This window comes from Corallococcus sp. AB018, from assembly GCF_003986945.1.
GTDB classification, from domain to species: Bacteria; Myxococcota; Myxococcia; order Myxococcales; family Myxococcaceae; genus Corallococcus; species Corallococcus exiguus.
Map to the genome: position 1 here is coordinate 1 of NZ_RAWR01000149.1, position 19,360 is coordinate 19,360.

At 70.0% G+C, this 19,360-nt stretch carries 11 protein-coding genes and 1 pseudogene; 7 read left to right on the plus strand and 5 right to left on the minus strand.

Annotation, left to right across the window (positions count from 1 at the left end; translation table 11 throughout):
- A pseudogene (locus D7Y11_RS27740) lies at window positions 1–974 on the minus strand (hypothetical protein); the annotation flags it as partial.
- 182 nt (window positions 975–1,156) lie between these two features.
- Here D7Y11_RS27740 and D7Y11_RS27745 point away from each other — a divergent pair.
- Window positions 1,157–1,549, plus strand: coding sequence for a metallothionein (locus D7Y11_RS27745; RefSeq protein ID WP_126935204.1), 393 nt, complete (start codon window positions 1,157–1,159; stop codon window positions 1,547–1,549).
- A gap of 52 nt (window positions 1,550–1,601) precedes the next feature.
- Here the strand turns inward: D7Y11_RS27745 and D7Y11_RS27750 are convergent, their stop codons facing one another.
- Window positions 1,602–2,213, minus strand: coding sequence for a hypothetical protein (locus D7Y11_RS27750; RefSeq protein ID WP_120578458.1), 612 nt, complete (start codon window positions 2,211–2,213; stop codon window positions 1,602–1,604).
- Between the two features lie 88 nt (window positions 2,214–2,301).
- Complete coding sequence (nadA, locus tag D7Y11_RS27755) at window positions 2,302–3,234, minus strand: quinolinate synthase NadA (protein ID WP_126935205.1); 933 nt, start codon at window positions 3,232–3,234, stop codon at window positions 2,302–2,304.
- A gap of 379 nt (window positions 3,235–3,613) precedes the next feature.
- Here nadA and D7Y11_RS27760 point away from each other — a divergent pair, with 379 nt between their 5' ends.
- The 6 genes from D7Y11_RS27760 to D7Y11_RS27785 all read left to right on the plus strand — a co-directional run bounded on the left by D7Y11_RS27760 (window position 3,614) and on the right by D7Y11_RS27785 (window position 14,859).
- On the plus strand, window positions 3,614–6,067 hold the full coding sequence (locus D7Y11_RS27760; RefSeq protein WP_126935206.1) for a PilZ domain-containing protein: 2,454 nt from the start codon (window positions 3,614–3,616) through the stop codon (window positions 6,065–6,067).
- A complete protein-coding gene (locus tag D7Y11_RS27765; protein WP_199753799.1) occupies window positions 6,067–6,852 on the plus strand; it encodes a methyltransferase domain-containing protein in 786 nt (261 codons plus the stop codon). Before D7Y11_RS27760 ends, D7Y11_RS27765 begins: the two co-directional genes overlap by 1 nt.
- Window positions 6,849–9,776 carry an ATP-binding protein gene (locus D7Y11_RS27770; protein WP_126935207.1) on the plus strand — a complete coding sequence of 976 codons (2,928 nt, stop codon included), beginning with the start codon at window positions 6,849–6,851 and terminating at the stop codon, window positions 9,774–9,776. The genes D7Y11_RS27765 and D7Y11_RS27770 overlap by 4 nt, the downstream gene beginning before the upstream one ends.
- 164 nt (window positions 9,777–9,940) lie before the next feature.
- On the plus strand, window positions 9,941–11,329 hold the full coding sequence (locus tag D7Y11_RS27775; protein ID WP_120578462.1) for a peptide MFS transporter: 1,389 nt from the start codon (window positions 9,941–9,943) through the stop codon (window positions 11,327–11,329).
- Between the two features lie 124 nt (window positions 11,330–11,453).
- Window positions 11,454–12,620, plus strand: a complete 1,167-nt coding sequence (locus D7Y11_RS27780) for an FIST signal transduction protein (RefSeq protein WP_199753801.1) — start codon at window positions 11,454–11,456, stop codon at window positions 12,618–12,620.
- A 16-nt stretch (window positions 12,621–12,636) separates the two neighbouring features.
- Complete coding sequence (locus D7Y11_RS27785; protein WP_126935208.1) at window positions 12,637–14,859, plus strand: ATP-binding protein; 2,223 nt, start codon at window positions 12,637–12,639, stop codon at window positions 14,857–14,859.
- Here the strand turns inward: D7Y11_RS27785 and D7Y11_RS27790 are convergent.
- Both D7Y11_RS27790 and uvrA read right to left on the minus strand, forming a co-directional pair.
- A complete protein-coding gene (locus D7Y11_RS27790) occupies window positions 14,856–16,304 on the minus strand; it encodes a POT family MFS transporter (RefSeq protein ID WP_126935209.1) in 1,449 nt (482 codons plus the stop codon). The two genes, D7Y11_RS27785 and D7Y11_RS27790, sit on opposite strands and share 4 nt — an antisense overlap.
- Before the next feature lie 22 nt (window positions 16,305–16,326).
- A complete protein-coding gene (gene uvrA / locus D7Y11_RS27795; protein ID WP_126935210.1) occupies window positions 16,327–19,200 on the minus strand; it encodes an excinuclease ABC subunit UvrA in 2,874 nt (957 codons plus the stop codon).
- Window positions 19,201–19,360 lie beyond the last annotated feature (160 nt).

The window sequence follows — 19,360 nt, forward strand, 5'->3', positions numbered from 1 at the left end:
AGCGCCAGCACCCCCAGCCCCAACAGCCGCCAGCGCGCCAGCGGGCCCTCGCGGCGCGTCCCCGGCCCCACGAGTCCCAGCACCCAGCCCGCCACCGCCACCGCGCCCACCGCGTACAGCGGCCAGCGGTCCGAGCCGTCGTGGAACGTGTTGGCGAGCACCTGGAAGAACTCCGCGCGGTTCTGCTCGAAGCCCTTCCACGCCAGGTTCTGCGGCGAGAACGTGGGCCCCCACGCCTTCCACGGCGCGCCCGGCTGGATGTCCGGCGGGTTGCCGAACCGCAGCACCACCCACGACAGGAACAGCGTCACGCCGGGCACCACGCCCAGGAGCGCCGGCACGCGCGGCTTCACCCGGGCCACGATTCCCCGCGCCGCCGCGTCCTCCGGCACCGGCGTGGTGAGGAGCAACCACGGCAGCCCGAACGCCAGGAACCCGAAGGCCTGCACGTGGAAGAGCAGCACCGCCACCAGGCACACCGCCAGCCCCACGCCCCAGCGCGCGCGGCGTGGCGCGTCCGTCAGCGTCCGCACGAAGAGGCCGCAGCACAGCAGCGTCAGCGGCAGGGCCGCCAGGTAGTTGATGAAGCCCCAGCCGAAGCTGTCCCCGTATGCGAGCGGCAGTGTGAGCAGCGCGGGCCACGACGGCCGGCGCAGGCCGCGCAACAGGAAGGCCATGCCCAGCGGCATCCCCACCACGTACGCGGTGAGGAAGACGCGGTTGGCCATCTCCAGCGGCATGAGCCAGTTGAGCGCGCTGACGAGGTAGTAGTAGCCCAGGTACGGCGTCAGCTCGTGCCGCGCCGCGAACAGCGTGGGATAGAGCGTCGTCGGGTCGTCCAGCCGGTGCAGCACCGAGATGAGGTACAGGTGCTGCGGCAGGTCCACCATGGGCAGCGAGCGCGACACCCAGAGCGGGAGCGCCCCCAGGACGAGCGCGGCGACAAAGGCGATGCGAGCAGTTCGGTTCGTCACGGGCAGGAGGGCGCGGACTGTACGCGCGCGCCCCCGCGCCGGGCGAGCGCACCGTGGGCTCCGTTGACGGGTAGGCAAAGGTGCGTGCGAATGCCTTGGCAGGGGGAATGCCCTGCGCTATAGGCCGGGACGGCGGATGCCTCCCCCAAGCCTTCCCCAGGCCTTCGCCAAGGAGAGCGGACATGGCACGCAGCGCGACGTTGATGACCGCGGGATTGCTGTTGGGCGGCCTCTGGCTTCTGCCCGCCAGCGCCCACGCCTGCGAGGCCCACGCGAAGGCGGCCGCTGCCTCCAAGGGCACCGCGCCCCAGACGCCGGCACCGGAGGCCCACAAGGCCCCGGAGGCCCAGAAGGACGACGCGCCGCGCCCGCTGGAGGAGCTGGATCAGCTGCTGACGGCGAAGTGCTCCTGCGGCAGCAAGGCGGACTGCACCTGCAAGCGGGGCAAGTGCGAGTGCTCCAAGTGCTCGGGCCGTCATGCGCCGCGCCAGGTGACGGATGCGCTGCGCGGCCGCCCCGCCACGCAGGAGCTCCAGGAGGCGCGCAACGACGCCTCCGCCGGCATCTTCATCTGAAACGAAAAGGGGGCCCCTGGAAGGGCCCCCTTGGGAACGCCAGCGAGGTGGCTCAGGCCGCCGGGCTGGAAGAGCGCCCGCGCGGGGCAGGGGCTCCGCCCTCGGCCACGAGCACCGGCCAGCCTCGCGCCATGGCTTCGCGGAAGAAGGCCGCCAGCTGGTGCCGGCTGCTGTTCACCGCGCCCTGGAACGGGTCGATGAGGGCCTCTTCGCCCAGGCTCTCCTGCGAGGACAGCTGCACCGGGTTGCCGCAGCGCTCGCAGCGGATGGACACCTGGCGCACCAGGGCCACCGGCACCGCGTAGCGGGCACTGCATTGGCTGCACTTCCACACCAGCGCGCGCTCGCCGGCCTCCAGGCGGGCCAGGTGCTCCAGCTCATCCGCCAGGCGCAGCAGCGCGGGCAGGTCCTGGGGCGGCTGGGCGAAGATGGCGCTCGCGCCAAAGCCCTTGCCCGGCGAGCCCAGGGCCGGGGGACGGTCCCCCTGGAGCAGGGCGCGCAGGCGGTCGCGGGCTTTCAGGTCGCGGAACTCGGCGCCAGCGAGGGCGCGCTCCACGGCCTCGTGCACCGGAGGCAGGTCCGGCTCGAGGCGCTCTTCGTCCGGCAGGGTCTTGGGGAAGTCCACCAGCCGGTGGGAGGGAAGTGCGAGAAATCGGAAGGCCACGTTCCTTCCATGGCACTTGGGCCCGCCGTCCGCAAGACGCGAGTTGCCAAACGTGGGACGCGGGCGACAGTCCCGCGTCCCGCTTGTTTCAGGCGGACCACTCCAGCATCCGCTGCAGGGGGGCGAGCGCCGCGTGCTGCAGGTCCGCCGGCAGCACCAGCTCCGGCGTCCTGTCCCGCATGCAGCGGTAGAGCTTCTCCAGCGTGTTGAGGCGCATGTACGGGCACTCGTTGCACGCACACCCGTTGTCCGGCGGCGCCGGGATGTACGTCTTGTCCGGCGCGGCCTTCTTCATCTGGTGGAGGATGCCGGCCTCCGTCACCACGATGAACTTCTTCTTCGGGCTCTTCACCGCGTAATCCAGGATGGCCTTGGTGGAGCCGATGAAGTCCGCGTGCCGCAAGACTTGCTGCTCGCACTCCGGGTGGGCCACCACCTCCGCGTCCGGATGCTCGACCTTCAGCCCCACGAGCTTCTTCTCGCTGAAGATTTCATGGACGATGCAGCTGCCCGGCCACAGCACCATGTCGCGGCCCGTCTCCTTCATCACGTGCCGGCCCAGGTGTTGATCCGGCGCGAAGAGGATGGGGCGGTCCTTCGGAATCTGGTTCACGATGCGCACGGCGTTGGACGACGTGCAGATGACGTCGCTCATCGCCTTCACCGCGGCGGAGCTGTTCACGTACGACACCACGAAGGCGTCCGGGTGTTTGTCCTTGAACGCCTTGAAGGCCGCGGGCGGGCACCGGTCCGACAGCGAGCAGCCGGCCTTGAGGTCCGGAAGCAACACTTGTCGGCTGGGATTCAGAATCTTGGCGGTCTCCGCCATGAAGTGCACACCGCAGAAGACGATGACGTCCGCCTCCGTCCGCGCCGCCGCCTGCGCGAGCGCCAGGCTGTCACCGACGAAGTCGGCCACGTCCTGCACTTCGCTCTCCTGGTAGTAGTGCGCCAGGATGACCGCGTTCATGGAGCGCTTCAGCTCCCGGATGCCCGCCTCGTAATCCACTGTCTCGCCCATGGGGGGCCTCCTCGTCGCCCACGCATTCTGTAACCGCGTCCGCGACCCGGGGCCAGCGCGCGCAACAGGCCCTCGTGCGTGCGTCCCTACCCACCAAGGGGTCCCAGCAGACCGCGCGTCTTTAACCTATTCCGAAAAGTCCTCTCACCCCCGCGTACATCACCTAATCCATAGGAGCAGGTAAAGTACGCGGTGGTTGTTCGCCGGCGGCTCACCGGGGAAGGCGTTTCAGCGCGGGCCCGCTGGCAACAGAGAGAGCACCTGGCTCGGACACTCAAGACATGCGGATGGCGGGAACGGGGCGCGTGCGAGCCCCGCGTCGACGGGAATGGCGCCATGCACGGGCGCCGGTGTGGCTCTTGCGCGTCGGGGGAAATCCATGAGCGTGCCGACTCACGAAGTCCTCATCGTCCACCCCAACGAGATGCGTCGCAACGCGTTGAAGTCCGCGTTGAACACGCACCGGGTTTCAGTGGTGGGCTCACAGCTGGAAGCCACGCGGCGCATGGAGGCGACCGCACCCACGTTGATCATCGCGCCCGCGGACAACGCGCGCCGCTTCCTGCGCCACGTGGACCGGGCGGCGCCGGAGGCCGTCTGCGTGTTCGTCTGCGCCCGGTCGGATCAACACGGGCTGGAGGAGCTGGTGGAGACGGCCGCGGAGGGGCACGTCTTCAGCACGGTGGACGACGCGCTGACCGAGGGCGAATTGAAGTCGCGCCTGCGCGACATCCTCCAGCTGCGCGCGTCCACACGCGTGTCACTGGATGCCGGAATGCGCGTGGACTTCCTCCTGCGCGGCCAGGCCTTCAGCGCTGAGTGCCAGGACCTGGGCCACTTCGGGGCCGCGCTCCAGGTCCCCATGGACGCGTCGCTGGCGGCCTTCCTGCCGGGCACGCCCCTGGACTCGCTGACCATGCTGCGCGACGGCCGGCCCGTGCTGCACGTGGCCCGCGCCTACGTGCGCCACGCCACCCCCGTCCAGCAGGGGACGCACGCGTTCCTGCGCGTGGGCATCTCCTGGCGGCTCGCGAACGACGAGTCCACCGCCGCCCCGCCGCGCACGCTGAGGGACGCGGTGGCGGTGCAGGCCGCGCTGCGCAAGGCGCTCCGGCGCGAATTGCCCGTGTGGCTGCATCCGGCGGACAGCCAGACGGCGCACTTCCTGCTGGAGTCCGCCACGGTGGAGCCTTCCGACGAACGGGGCCTGTTGCGGGGGCAGGTGTCCCCGGTGCTGCCCGCGAGCGTGGGGGAGGTGGTCCACCTCTCCTTCGAGATGGGCGGCCAGCGCTACCGCGGCGTCACCAGCATGCTCCACGTGGGGCCTGACGGCGTGGTGCTGGGGATGCCCCGCACGCTCGCGGTGGAGAACCGGCGTGGACAGCAGCGCTTCCGCCCCAGCGCGCAGCACCGCTTCCTCGTGCGCTTCACCTCGCCGTTCAGCGGCCAGCGCATCACGCGCGCGGTGCTGGACCTGGGCGCGGGCGGGTTCGCCTTCCCCATTGACGCGTCGTGCGAGGTGCTGCCGGTGGGCTCGCGGCTGGACACCATGCTGCTGTTGCCGGACGGCTCGGAGGTGGCGTGCCGCGTGGAGGTGCGCTCGGTGGACGTCGTCCCCTTCGAGTCCAAGCATGATCAGCGCCTGAGGCCCTACCGCTGCGGCGTGCGCATCCTGGACATGCCGCGCGCGGTGCGCGACGCCATCGTGGATGCGTTCGTGTCCGCGCGCGCCCCCCAGGTCCGCGACGCCGCGGTGTTCCGCTTCCCGGACGTCTGGCGGATGATGGCGGACGCCCGCTACACCTTCCACCCGGACCACCCCTTCGGCGAGGAGCCCCGCGTCCTGCCCGTGCTGGAGGCGACGTATGAGCGGCTGGGCCGCGCGCGCGAGCTGGGGCGCTCGCTCGTCTTCACGGATGCGAGCCGACTCCTGGGGCACGTCAACGGCCTGCGCATGTACTCCGGCACGTGGCTGGTGCAGCACCTGGCGGTGATGCCGAGCTTCCGGCGCAGCGAGCAGATCTCCAGCGAGCTCACGTCGCTCGCCGTGGAGGTGGGCGAGGCGATGGAGGACGTGGAGTTCATCCGCTACATGTGGCGCACCGACAACCGGTGGCCGCACCGGCTGGGCACGTGGCTGGCGCGCGTGCTGGAAGGGCAGGGGCTGTGCCACCTGCGCCAGTTCCACTACCTGCGCGCGGACCTGTCCCAGATGCCCACCGTGGACGCGGGGGCGCTGCCGGCCGTACGCGAGGCGGGCCCGGAGGACCGCCAGTGGCTGGAGTCGTACCTGCGCCGCCGGGGGGAGATGGTGCGCCTGCTCAGCGAGGACCTGGGCGCGGACCCCGGCCCCGAGTCCGTCCTGGGCGCGCGCTTCCGCGCGGCGGGCCTGCACCGCGAGCGGCGGATGTTCGTGGTGGATGGGAACGACGGCCCGCTGGCGCTGGCGCTCCAGGACGAGGCCTCGCCGGGCCTGAGCCTCATTGAAGTCACCAACGGCTTCAACCTGGTGGTGGCGGACCGGGAGCACCCTCGCGCGAAGGACGCGGTGGCGGCGCTGGCGCTGCGGTGCATGGCGCACGCGCGCGAGCGGGGCCGCGGTTCGGCGCTGGGCATGGTGGACGCGCTGGACATGCCGGTGCTGGGCGCCTGGGGCTTCATGGACCAGGGCCTCTTCTCCGAGTGGACCTTCCACCGCTCCATGGTGCGCCGCTGGTGCGAGGCCTGGCGCTCGCTCTTCGAACGGCAGATGCCCATGCGGCGCATGAAGCCCCGGGCCTCCGCCCAGGCTCCCGAGGCTCCGGTGTCCGTCCAGAAGCAGGAGGCGCGCTGATGTACCTCATGGAATCCACTGACGAGTCCCGCCGCCTGCTGGAGCAGGAGCAGTCCCAGGACACGCGCGACGTCCTCCACCGCACGGGCCTCAAGCCGGGGGACCGCGCGCTGGACGCCGGCTGCGGCCCCGGCGGCATCGCCGAATTGATGGCGGACCTGGTGGGGGAGGGCGGCCACGTCACCGGCGTGGAGCTGCACGACGGCCGCCTCGCGGAGGCGCGATCGCGCAACGCCCACCGCCCGAACCTGACGTTCCTCCAGGCGGACGTGCGCACCACAGGCCTGCCCTCGGACGCGTTCGATTATGCGTGGAGCCAGTACGTCTTCGAGTACCTGCCGGACCGGGACGTGGCGCTCGCGGAGCTCATCCGCGTGACGCGGCCCGGGGGGCGGGTGGTGGTGTCCGACATCGACGGGCTGGGCCTCCAGAACTGGCCCTTCCCGGAGCACCTGCGCGTGGGCACCCAGCGCATCGTGGAGGCCCTGGCGGCGCAGGGGTTCGACCTGTACGTGGGCCGCAAGCTGTATTCTGAGTTCCGCCGCGCGGGGCTCACGGACGTGCGGGTGCACCTGATGCCCTTCTACCTCTCCCCGGGCGCCGCGGAGGCGCGGCTCGTGCGCGACTGGAAGACGCGCTTCGAGGCGTTGGCGCCGGTGGGCGCGGCGGTCCTGGGCGGGCTCGAGGCCTACCAGGCGCACTGCGCCGACTTCCTGGCCATGCTCGAGGACCCGGAGGGACTGAAGTACGCGGTGACGCTGGTCACCGAAGGAACGAAGCCGTGACCCAACGCCTTCCGGCGGTGAAGGTGCAGGACGTGTCCGCGGACAACGCCCCCGAGGTGAGCGTCCGCGCCACGTCCACGCTGCTGCTCTACTTCGAGCACCGCTTTGGCGCGGAGCGGCTGGCCCGGGTGTGGCGCGAGCACGCGTTCAGCCTGGGGCTGGACTACATGCGCCAGCCCACCAACTACGTCTCGCTGCGCTTCCTGGAGCGCGTGGCGGCGGCGCTGCGCGAGGACTCCGGCGACTCGCGCTTCATGCGCGAGGCGGGCCTCTTCACCGCGTCGCCGCAGGCGCTGGGCTTCGTCTTCTACATGCTGCGCGCCTTCGGCTCGCCCAAGGCCTGCTACAAGCAGACCATCGACTTCTCCCCCAGCTACAACCGGGTGGGGGCGTTCGCGGTGGACCTGCTGGAGCACAAGCGGCTCAAGCTGTCCTACCGCAGCAGCACCCCGGAGCAGAACCGCAACATCTGCGAGTTGCGCATGGGCCAGTTCGCGTCCTTCCCCACCATCTGGGGCCTGGCGCCCGCGGAGGTGCGGGAGTCGGAGTGCCAGGTGCTGGGCGGCCAGGCGTGCCGCTACCACCTCACCTGGACGGATCCGCCCACGCTCTGGGGCCACTACCTGGGCCTGCTGCTGGGCATGGTGAGCGGGCTGTTGGCCACGCACCTGGGCTGGGGGGACGCGCTCTTCTCCGTGACGTCGCTGGGCATGGGCGGCTTCGCGCTCGGCGGCTGGTTGGACCGGTGGCGCGAGCTCAAGCGCAAGGACGAGCTGCTCGCGGCGCAGGCCCAGGCGAACATGGGCTCGCTGCGAGAATTGCAGCAGCGCTACGACGAGGTGTTCGGCAGCAACGTGGCGCTGGAGGACCGCGTCGTCGCGCGCACGCGGGAGCTGTCGGAGGCCAACGAGAAGCTGGAGGCGGCGCTCGTCAAGCAGCGCGAACAGGACCGGCTGAAGACGGAGTTCTTCGACAACGTGAGCCATGAGCTGCGCACGCCGCTCACGCTCATCCTGCTGTCGCTGGACGCGCTCCAGAAGGAGCCGGAGTCGCTGCCCACGGTGGTGCGGCAGCACCTGGTGACGCTGGACCGGAGCACGCAGCGGCTCTTGAGGCTCATCGACAACCTGCTCAACCTGGCGCAGCTGGAGGCGGGCAAGGTGCGGCTGCGCTACCAGCCGCTGGAGCTGCACGCGTTCCTGTCCTCGCAGCTGTTGCCCTTCCGCACCGTGGCGGAGAAGCAGGGGCTCACCCTCTCGCTGGAGGGCGGGCCGGTGTCGCCGGTGCACGCGGACGCGGAGCGGATTGAAGGCGTGTTCCACAACCTGGTCTCCAACGCGCTCAAGTTCACTCCGGCCGGCGGCAACATCGCGGTGCGGCTGCGCGAGGACGACACGGACGTGTACGTGGAGGTGGTGGACACGGGGCAGGGCATGGCGCCCGCGGACCTGGCCGTCATCTTCGACCGCTTCGCCCAGGCGGACACGACGGGCACGCGGCGCTTCGGGGGCAGCGGCATCGGCCTGGCGCTGGTGAAGGAGACGCTGGCGCTGCACTCGGGCGGCATCGAGGTGTCGAGCACGCCGGGGCAGGGCAGCAGCTTCCGCGTGCGGCTGCCCAAGGGCACCCGGCATCTGCGCGAGGACCTGCGCGAGCGCCGCGCCACGGACCTGCCCACGCGCCGCGAGCGCCGCAGCTCCGGCCGCTTCGCCACCGTGCTGGCCGCCACCGTCGCCGGGGCGCAGCGCCCCACGGAGCCGCAGGACCACACGCGCGCGGACTCGAAGGCCCCCCGCATCCTGGTGGTGGAGGACGACGCGGAGATCCGCGCCTTCATCGCGGACATCCTCGCGCCCAGCTACCGGGTGCTGGAGGCCGCCAACGGGGAAGAGGGGGCGCGCCGCGCGATGGAGGAGCGGCCGGACCTGGTGGTGTCCGACGTGATGATGCCGGTGCAGTCCGGCCTCAACCTCCTGGTGCAGCTGCGCGCCCACGCGCAGACGGTGGACATGCCCGTCATCCTGCTCACCGCGCGCCAGGAGGTGGCCGCCAAGGTGGAGGCCCTGGGCGCGGGCGCCAATGACTACCTGGGCAAGCCCTTCAGCCCGCGTGAGCTGCTGGCGCGCGTGGAGACGCAGCTGCGCCTGCGCGAGGCGGCCGTGCGCGCGGCGGAGAACGAGCGGCTGGCGGCCATCGGCCTGCTCACCTCCGGCTTCGCGCACGAGGTGCGAAACCCGCTCAACGGGCTGATGAACGCGCTCATCCCGTTGAAGGAGGTCATGCAGGGGAAGCAGACGGGCGGGGACCCCAACCTGGGCACCGCGATGCTGGAGGTGATGGAGGAGTGCGGCCAGCGCATCCGCCACCTGGCGGAGTCGCTGCTGTCCTTCGTGCGCACGGCGGAGAAGCCGGTGGCGGTGCGGCTGGACGTGGCGCTCGACTCCACGCTCAGCGTGCTGGGCTGGCGCATCCCCTCGGCCGTCGTGGTGGAGCGCGCCTACCAGTGCGCGGAGCCCATCTGGGGCGACCCGGGCACCCTCAACCAGGTGTGGCTCAACCTGCTGGACAACGCCCTGCGCGCGGTGGGCGACGCCGGCCGCGTGCTGGTGGAGACGGCCCAGCAGGGCGACGAGGCGCTCGTCACCATCGAGGACACCGGCGTGGGCATCCGCGCGGAGGACCTGGAGAAGCTCTTCCAGCCCTTCTTCTCCACCCGCGCCGCGGGTGAAGGCACGGGCCTGGGCCTGGCGCTCAGCCGGCGCATCATCCTGCAGCACGGGGGCCGCATCCACATCACCAGCCAACTGGAGAAGGGCACGCGCGTGGAGGTCCGGCTGCCCATGCGCCCCGCGCACGCGGAGCCCCTGGCCTCCACCCCCACCGCGGGTGCGAGTCGCGGCCGCTGGCCGCGGCGCATCGGCTGACGCGCCCGGCCACGAACGGCGGGGGGCCGGAGGGCTGCTCGCGCAGGGGGCGGGAATTCCCAAGGACGCGGGGTGTCCTCTGTCCTCGCCGAGGGCGGGACTCCTGTTACAGTCGCGCGACTTTTCGTTCCCCCTCACAAGAATCCGTTCGAGGAACTCACGGCATGCAAAGCACCGTCGCCGCGGGCGAGGCCCGCAAGGGGCATCCCCCGGGCCTGTATTTGTTGTTCGCCACCGAGATGTGGGAGCGCATGTCCTATTACGGCATGCGCGGCCTGCTGGTGCTCTTCCTCACCGACAAGGTGCGGGGCGGCTTTGGCTGGTCCGCCGCGGATGCGCTGAGCCTCTACGGCACGTACACGGGCCTCGTGTACCTGACGCCCATCCTGGGCGGCTACATCGCGGACCGCTACATCGGCCAGCGCAAGGCGGTGCTGCTGGGCGGCGTGCTGATGATCATCGGCCACCTGTTATTGGCGCTCCCCGGCATCTCCATCTTCTACGCGGGCCTGGGCTTCCTCATCATCGGCAACGGCTTCTTCAAGCCGAACATCTCCACCATGGTGGGCGGGCTGTACCCCGCGGGTGACGGCCGGCGCGACGGTGCCTTCACCATCTTCTACATGGGCATCAACCTGGGCGCGGTGCTGGGCAACTTCATCTGCGGCACGCTGGGTGAGCGCGTGGGTTGGCACTGGGGCTTCGGCTCCGCCGGCGTGGGCATGGCGCTGGGCGTGATCATCTTCGTGGCGCTGGCGAAGCGGTTCCTGGGCAACGTGGGCCTCGCGCCCGCGCCGCGCCCCACCGAGGCGCAGACGACGACGCCGGACGGCAAGCACCACGCCTTCAGCCGCCAGGAGTGGGACCGCATCATCGTCATCTTCATCATCGCGCTGTTCGTGGTGGCGTTCTGGACGGGCTTCGAGCAGGCGGGCGGCCTGATGAACCTCTACACGGACCAGAAGGTGGACCGCTCGATGTTCGGCTGGGAGGTGCCCACCACCTGGTTCCAGAACTTCAACTCCGTCTTCATCGTGACGCTGGCGCCCATCTTCGCGGCGGTGTGGAGCTCGCTGGCGGCGAAGGGCAAGGACCTGAGCATCCCGGTGAAGATGTCCCTGGGGCTCATCTTCCTGTCGGTGGGCTTCGCCTTCATGCTGGGCGCCTCCAAGGAGAGCGCGATGGACGGCAAGGCGGCGGCGTGGTGGGTCATCATGGCGTACCTCTTCCACACCATGGGCGAGCTGTGCCTGTCGCCGGTGGGCCTGTCCATGGTGAGCAAGGTGGCGCCCCAGCGCGTCGTCTCCGCGATGATGGGCGTGTGGTTCCTGGCGAACGCGGTGGCCAACAAGCTGTCCGGCGTGCTGGGTGGCTACTCGGAGAAGATGGGTGAGTTCAGCGTGTTCCTCACCATCGTCATCGGCGCGGGCCTGTCGGGCGTCATCCTGCTGTTCCTCGCCCCCATGCTGAAGCGGATGATGCACGGCACGGACGAAGTGACGCCCGCGTCGACGCCCGCGCACCAGGAAGGCACCGTCCACCCGGCCACCTGAGCCGGGTAGGGCAGTCTTGCTGAAGCACGAACGCCGGAGCGCCCCCTGGGTGCTCCGGCGTTTTTCGTGGGCCGTGGGGGCCCTGCACGCCCGCTCCCGCGTGGGTATCGATTCTCTAGAGCCCATGCGGATCCAGATTGGAAAGAGTCGCTCGGCGGATTGCACCGCCGCGGCGCGGGAGGCGAGCCAGGAGGCGCTGCGCGGCGCGGACGCACCCAGCTTCGCGCTCGTGCTGTGCACTGACCAGTACGACGCGGTGGCGTTGGCGTCCGCGGTCGGCGCGCAGCTCGGGGACATCCCCTGGGCCGGGTGCTGCGCGGCGGGCGTCTTCGCGGGAACGGAGCTGCTGCTCCAGGGCCTGGTCATCGCGGTCTTCCGCGGCGGCGACTTCCGCGTCGGCGTGGGAATGGGCGGGCCGGTCAGCGTGAGCCCGCGAGCGGCCGGACGCGCGGCGGTGGCCGAGGCCGTCAGCAAGCTGCCTCCCAAGCCCCCTGGATACCGGCGGACGCTGTTCGTCCTGCCGGACGCGCTGAGCGGCAACTCGACGGAGGTCGTGCGCGGGGCTCAACAGGAGGCGGGCGCGGGCATCCGCTGGGCGGGCGGCGGAGCGGGCAACAACGTCCGGTTCGTGAAGACGGCCCAGTTCACGCACGGGCATGCCTACCAGGACCAGGTGGTGGTGATTGCCTTTGATGCCCTGGAACCGTTGGGCGTGGGCATCCAGCACGGCTGGTCTCCGTATGGTCCGCCCTCGCAGGTCACCAAGGCCCGGGGCTCGACCGCCGTCGAGCTCGACTACGAGCGCGCCTTCGAGGTCTACCGGCACACGGCCGAGAGCCGGGGCGACGCCCTGGACGCGCAAAGCTTCCCCCGCTTCGCGATGACCCACCCGCTGGGGATTCCCCAGGCCAATGGCGAGTTCGTGATCCGCGATCCCCTGACCGTCGAACCCGACGGTTCGGTGCGCTTCATCGCCGAGGTCCCGGACGGCTCCCTGGTCCGCGTGATGGAGGGCAAGCGCACGGACCTGCTCGACGCCGCGGGCAGTGCCGCCACCCTGGCCCGGGAGGCAACCCCTGGCACGTTGGGCGGCGCGGTGGTGTTCGATTGCGTCTCCCGGTACCTCCTCCTGGGGGAGGGCGTCCGGGACGAGCTCGCGAGGTTCCAGGACGCGCTCGGAGAGGACGTCCCGGTCGTGGGCTGTCTGACCCTGGGCGAGGTGGGGGCCATGGGAGGTGGGGTCCCCCAGTTCCACAACAAGACAGCGGTGGTGGTCGCCCTGCCTGGGTGAGGGAGTGAGGTGGCGCATGGCGGACCACGGCGCGGACGGGGACCACAAGCTCACCGAGGAACGGCTCGCGCTCTTGAGCGTGCTCCAGGAGCTCACGGTCGCGGCGCTCGATCTGCTCAATCCCTGCAAGCCCGCCGACGACTTCCTGGACCGCGTCGCGGAGCGGCTGGGGTGCGCGGTCGCCCTCTGGCTCCAGCCGGATGCGCGGGGACATGTGGGGCTTCTGGGCGCGAGCGGACTGTCCTCGGCCTCCCGCCAGCTCCCGATTCCAGGGTTGCCCCCGCGCCCCGAGATGCCAGCGCCTCACTCGGTGGACCTTCCCTACCCGGAGCTGGACTCGCCGGGGCTCGTGCGGTGGTCCGTGCCCATTGACGACGCCGGTGCTCCTTCCAGCTTGCTGCTGCTGTACTTCGACCGCGAGCCGCGGCTGCCGCGGCAATACCGGGGCATGGTGGAGCGGCTCGGCGGTGTGCTTCACACCGCGCTCGTCCACCGGCAGCTCTTCGCGCGGACCCTGGACAGCGAGCGCGAGCTCCAGCGGGAGCGGGACTTCAGTTCAGCGGTCCTGGACACGGCCCGCGCGCTGGTCATCGTCCTGGATCCCCAAGGGCGGATCATCCGCTTCAACCGGGCGTGCCAGGAGATGACGGGCTACTCCTTCGAGGAGCTGCGCGGCGCGTATTTCTGGACGCGACTCCAGCCGCCGGACGAAGCGGCGCGGGTCGCGAAGAACTTCGCCGTGCTCGCGGCCGGGTTGGGGTTCGAGCAGTCCGAGCATCACTGGATGACGCGCACGGGAGAGCGCCGCCTCATCGCCTGGGCCAGCAACGTGCTTCGAGGCGAGTCGGGAGTGATTGAGTACGTCATCGGCACCGGCATCGACATCACCGAGCACCGCCGGGCCGAGCAGGAGCGCGATCAGACCTTCCAGCGGGAGCAACAGGCGCGCGCCCGCGCGGAGGCGCAGGAGGGGCGGTCCGCGCTCCTGGCGGAGGCGTCCGGGCTGCTCACCGGCTCGCTCGCCCCCGAGGACGCGATGCGCAGCGTGGCCGCGCTGACCGTCGAGCGGTTCGCCGACTGGTGCGCGGTGGACCTGCTGGACGGGGGGCGTTCCTTCCAGCGCATCACCGAGGCCCGCTCCGATGCGCTGCACGCCACCGCGACCGCGCGGATGCACTGCGCGCTGCCTGACCTGGAGGCCGCGCATGGCCCGGGGAGGGTGCTCCGCCTGGGCGAGCCGGAGTTCTGCCCGGAGGGATGCGCCTCCATGTCACTGGGGTGCGTCCGGGACGGTCAGGGCCTGTCCGAGGTGGTCGAGTTCCAGTCGTGGATTTCGGTGCCGCTGCTCGCACGGGGGCATGCGCTCGGAGCGCTCACCCTCGCCCGCGTGGAGGGCGGTGGCCGGTATGGCCCGGCGGATTTCGCGCTCGCGCAGGAGCTGGCCCGCCGCGCGGCGATGGCGCTAGACAACGCCCGCCTCTACCAGCAGGCGCAGCTGGCGATTGGCCTGCGGGATGAGTTCCTCTCCATTGCCTCGCATGAGCTGAAGACCCCGGTCACGTCCCTCCAGTTGTCGGTGCAGGGATTGATGCGCCTTGCCCGCTCAGGAGCGCTGCGGACCGCGCGGGTGGAGACGGTGACGCACTCGCTGGAGGTCATCGAGCGTCAGGCGAAGCGGATGGCGAAGCTCGTCAACACCCTGCTGGACGTCTCCCGCATCCATGCCGGAAAGCTGGAGCTGGAGTTCGAGGAGGTGGACCTGGCCGCGCTGGTCCGGGACGTCGCGGCGCGCTTCGTCCCCGAGCTGGCCTCGTCCGGAACCCGGCTCCAGGTCCACGCAGACACGGCGATGCCGGGCGTGTGGGACCGGTCGCGGTTGGATCAGATCGTCACCAACCTGCTCTCGAACGCCATCAAGTACGGCGAAGGGAGGCCCATCGAAGTGCGAGTGGAGGGGGATGCCGTGATGGCCCGCCTGGAGGTCCGGGATCAAGGCATTGGCATCCCGGCGGAGCGGCACGCGCGCATCTTCCGGGCCTTCGAGCGCGCGGTGTCGTCACGCCACTACGGGGGGCTGGGGTTGGGCCTCCACATCGTGAACCAGCTGGTGGAGCGGCTGGGCGGTTCGGTCCAGGTCGAAAGCGAGGCGGGGCAGGGCGCCACCTTCACGGTGGCGCTGCCCCGCCGGGGGCCGCACACGTCTCCCACGGCGGATCCGACCGTGCAGGTTTCGCCTTAGGCCGGCTTCGGCTCGACGCCCGGGTTGCGGCCGTCCATGGGGGCCTGCGCGTCCGTCTGGTAGTAGTCGCGCACCACGTAGCGGCGGGCCACCAGCGCCATGCCCACGGCCGCCACGGTCGCCAGGGCCGCGTAGAAGAAGAACTGCGCGGAGCCCGTGAAGACGTTGAGCGCCGCGGCGATGGCCACCGCCACGTTCGCCAGCGTGTTCGTCACCAGCCACACGCTCTGGATGGTGCCCTTCATCTCCCGGGGCGCCTGCGTGTACGCGAACTCCAGGCCCGTGGTGGACACCAGGATCTCCGCCACCGTCAGCACGATGTAGGGCAAGAGCTGCCACGCGATGTTCAGCGTCGTCCCGCCCTCCATGGCCACCTGGAAGAAGCCCGCGATGACGAACGACGCGGCGCCAATCACCAGGCCCAGCGGCATGCGGCGCAGCGGCGTCAGCTCCCAGCCCATCCGCTGGAAGGCCGGGTACACCACGGCCGTCAGGAAGGGGATGAGCAGCATCACCAGCATGGGGTTGATGAACTGCATCTGGCTGGGCTGGAACACGATGCCGCCCACGTTGGGGTCCATGGACCGCGCCTGCACCACCCAGGTGGACGCCTTCTGATCAAACAGCATCCAGAAGAAGGGCACGAACGGCAGCATCAGCGCGGACACGCGGAACACCGCCTTCACGCCCTCCACCGACTCCGCCGGGTGCTCCGCCTTCGCCTTGTCCAGCCACGTGCCGCCCGCCGCGTCCTTGCCCCGGAACGCGCTGCCCAGCACCTTGAAGAACGAGTGCGGATTGGGGCCCGTGGGCGGCACCAGCACGTAGTGCTTGCGGCCCGCCCAGAAGATGATCGTCGCCAGGAACATCAGGATGCCCGGCACGCCGAAGGCCACCGCCGGCCCGTAGTTCTTCATCAGCACGGGGACGAACAGCGACGCGAAGAACGAACCGAAGTTGATGGTCCAGTAGAAGATGGCGAAGACCTTCTTCACCAGGTGCTTGTTGCCTTCCGTGAACTGGTCGCCCACCATCGCGGACACGCACGGCTTGATGCCGCCTGAGCCAATCGCGATGAGCGTCAGGCCCGTGTAGAAGCCCGTGGCGTTGTCCTCGAAGAGCGCCAGGCACGCGTGCCCCGCGCAGTACACCAAGCTCAGCACGAAGATGGTGTGGAACTTCCCGAAGAAGCGGTCCGCCAGGTACCCGCCAAGGAGCGGGAAGAAGTACACCCCCGCCATGAACAGGTGCATCAGGTACTTCGCCTGGGCCTCCCGCGCCCCTGTCTCCGGCACGTGCGTGCGCAGCAGGTAGTCGATGAAGAACACCACGAGGATGTTCCGCATCCCGTAGAAGCTGAAGCGCTCACAGGCCTCGTTCCCGATGATGTAGGGAATCTGAGGCGGGAAGCGCTGGGAGGTGGGGGCGGTCGAGGTCTCGGCCATGCCCCCACCCTACCGGGGCCCCTCAGGCCGCGTCCACGCGCTTGCCAATGCGGGCCCGGCGCGCCTTGCCCAGCACGTGCTTGAGGTAACGCCCGGTGTGGCTGGCCTCCGCCTTCGCCACGTCCTCCGGCGTCCCGATGGCGAGAATCTGCCCGCCGCCCGAGCCGCCCTCCGGACCCAGGTCGATGAGCCAGTCCGCGCTCTTGATGACGTCCAGGTTGTGCTCGATGACGAGCACGCTGTTGCCCGCCTCCACCAGCCGGTTGAGCACGGACAAGAGCTTGCGGATGTCCTCGAAGTGCAGGCCCGTGGTGGGCTCGTCCAGGATGTAGAGCGTGCGCCCGGTGGCCACCCGGGCCAGCTCGCGGGCGAGCTTGATGCGCTGCGCCTCACCGCCGGACAGGGTGGGGGAGGGCTGGCCCAGCCGCAGGTAGCCCAGGCCCACGTCGGTGAGCGTGGTGAGCACGCGCAGGATGTCCTTGTGCGCGCCGAAGTGGTCCACCGCTTCCCGGACGCTCAGGTCCAGCGTCTCCGCGATGTTCTTGCCCTTGTAGCGCACGCGCAGCGTGGCTTCGTTGAAGCGCTTGCCGTTGCAGACCTCGCAGGGGACGTACACGTCCGCCAGGAAGTGCATCTCCACCAGCTTCACGCCGTCGCCCTCGCACGCCTCGCAGCGGCCGCCCTTGATGTTGAAGCTGAAGCGGCCCGGGCCGTAGCCGAACGTGCGCGCCTCCGGCGTCATGGCGAAGACTTCACGGATGGCGTCGAACACCTTGGTGTATGTGGCCGGGTTGCTGCGCGGCGTGCGGCCAATGGGCCGCTGGTCGATGTCGATGACCTTGTCCAGGTGCTCCAGGCCCTTGATGGACTTGTGCTTGCCCATGGGCTCGCGGCTCTCGTAGAGCGCGCGCGCCAGGGCCGGGTAGAGGATTTCGTTGATCAGCGTGGACTTGCCCGCGCCGGACACGCCCGTCACCGCCGTGAAGATGCCCAGCGGGATGTCCGCGTCCACGTTCTTCAGGTTGTTCTCCGTCGCGCCCACGATGGAGATCTGGTGCTTGGGGTTCACCGGGCGGCGGGACTCGGGGATTTCAATCTCCTGGCGGCCGGACAGGTACGCGCCGGTGAGGCTCTTCTCGTCCGCCATCACCTGCTTGGGCGTGCCCTGGGACACCACCTGACCGCCCAGTTCGCCCGCGCCGGGGCCGAAGTCCACCAGGTAGTCCGCCTCCTCCATCGTCTCCTCGTCGTGCTCCACGACGATGACGGAGTTGCCCAGGTCGCGCAGGCGCTTGAGCGTGGTGAGGAGCTTGCCGTTGTCGCGCTGGTGCAGGCCGATGGAGGGCTCGTCCAGGATGTAGATGACGCCTGTCAGCTCGCTGCCCATCTGCGACGCCAGCCGGATGCGCTGGCTCTCACCGCCGGACAGCGTGGACGCGGTGCGGTCCAACGTGAGGTAGCCCAGGCCCACGTCCACCAGGAAGGACAGGCGGCTGCGGATCTCCTTGAGCAGCTCCTGGGCAATCTTCTCCTCCTGCGCGCTCAGGCCCATCTGCGTGAGGAAGGTGCGCGCCTCCGTGATGGTCATCCGGCTCAGGTCCACCAGCGTGCGCGTGTGCACCTTCACCGCGCGGCTCTCCGGACGCAGGCGCTCGCCCTTGCAGGACGGGCAGGGCTTGTCGCTGAAGTACTTCTGCAGCTCCGCCTTGCGCGCTTCCGACGTGGTCGTCTTGAAGTTGCGCATGGTGCGGGCGAGCAGGCCCTCCCACTCCATGTCGTACTGGCCGTTGTCGCCCCACTGCACGGTGAAGGACTTGCCCTTCGCGCCGTTCATCAGGACGTCCTTCTCCCGCTTGGTCAGCTTCGCGTACGGGACGTCCAGGTCGATCTTGAACGCGGACGCCAGGCTCTCCACGAAGTCCGCCGTCCAGCCCTCGCCGCGGTTCATGCCGCTGGCCCACGGCTCAATGGCGCCGTCGCGGATGGTGCGCGACGGGTCCGGCACCAGCAGGTCCGCGTCCATCTCCGGACGGGTGCCCAGGCCGTTGCAGTCCGTGCACATGCCCAGCGGGTTGTTGAAGGAGAACGACGCGGGCGTCAGGTCCCCGAAGGACAGGCCGCACGCGGGGCACGCGTTCAGCTCGCTCATCACGCGGTCGGACGCGAGCGTGCCCTTCTCGTCCGTGATGATGAGCGTGCCCTTGCCCTCGCGCAGCGCGGTCTCCACGGAGTCCGTCAGGCGCGTGCGCAGGTCCGGCTTCAACACCAGACGGTCGATGATGAGCGCGATGTCGTGCTTGGACTTCTTGTCCAGCTCGATGCGCTCTTCCAGCTCGCGCACCTTCCCGTCCACGCGCGCGCGGGAGAAGCCGCGCTTCTGCGCCTCCGCGAGCAAATCTTTGTGTTCGCCCTTGCGGTTCGTGACGATGGGCGCCAGCACCTGGAGCTTGGTGCCCGCGGGCAGCTTCATGATCTCATCGACGATCTGCTGCGCGCTCTGCTTGCCCACCTTGCGGCCGCACTGGGGGCAGTGCTGCACACCGATGGAGGCGTAGAGCACTCGCAGGTAGTCGTGCACCTCCGTGACGGTGCCTACCGTGGAGCGCGGGTTGTTGCTGGCCGCCTTCTGCTCGATGGAGATGGTGGGCGACAGGCCTCGCAGCGTGTCGTAGCGGGGCTTCTCCATCTGCCCCAGGAACTGGCGCGCATAGGAGGAGAGGCTCTCCACGTAGCGGCGCTGCCCCTCGGCGTAGAGCGTGTCGAACGCGAGCGAGCTCTTGCCGGAGCCCGACACACCGGTGAACACCACGAGCTTCTTCTTCGGGATGTCCAGGGAGACGGTCTTGAGGTTGTGCTCCCTGGCACCACGGATGGAAATGACGTCGGGCTCGGACATGGGGGGCGCTTTATCACTGAAAGGGTGTTCCGGTGCACGCAAAGGCGCACTACCGGAGAGGTTCAGCGGAAACACGCGAAACCGCCGCCCGCATCCCCACCGCCAAACGGGCACCCGGCCGTCCTGCGCACGCCACTCGTCCCCTCTGGAAATCGCACGG